This is a genomic window from Loktanella sp. F6476L (assembly GCF_023015725.1).
In the GTDB taxonomy this organism is placed as follows: domain Bacteria; phylum Pseudomonadota; class Alphaproteobacteria; order Rhodobacterales; family Rhodobacteraceae; genus Yoonia.
On record NZ_JALKAR010000042.1, the window covers coordinates 1 to 429 of the forward strand.

Annotated in this window: 1 protein-coding gene; it reads right to left on the reverse strand. The window is 62.7% G+C overall.

Going from position 1 to position 429, the window contains the following annotated elements; genetic code table 11:
• Window positions 1-429 (reverse strand): hypothetical protein (locus MWU61_RS19660; protein WP_247130174.1); only part of this gene is annotated, 429 nt, incomplete at both ends.

The following is a 429-nucleotide window of genomic DNA, read 5'->3' on the forward strand; positions in this document are numbered from 1 at the left end:
CCAGACCTGTGGCTGTCAGCGTCACAGCTGCAACTTCGGTGGCATCAATCGCCAGATCGGGTGCCGTGATCCCAAGATTGCCGTCTTCATCCGCAGATGTATCCGGTGCAAAATCAAGCAGCAAAGCAGGTCCGTTGAGTGTTGTTGTGTTGCCTTCTGCGTCTGTCGCGGTGACGCGTGTTGTGGCTGTGCCGTCGGCCAGAGCGCTGACGTCGAGCGTGGCTGTGCCGTCTGCGGCCAGCGGGGCTGAAACAGACCCGCCCGCCCCGTCAAGGATCGTCACCGTTGCGGTGGCGTCAGCATCCAGACCGGTCAGATCAAGCGTCACGGCGGTCTCTTCGCCCGGTGCAATTGTGGCATCGGTCATGCCAGCACCCAAAGCCAGCGCCATGTTCCCGTCGTCATCCGCAGATCCCGGAGGAGGCCCCG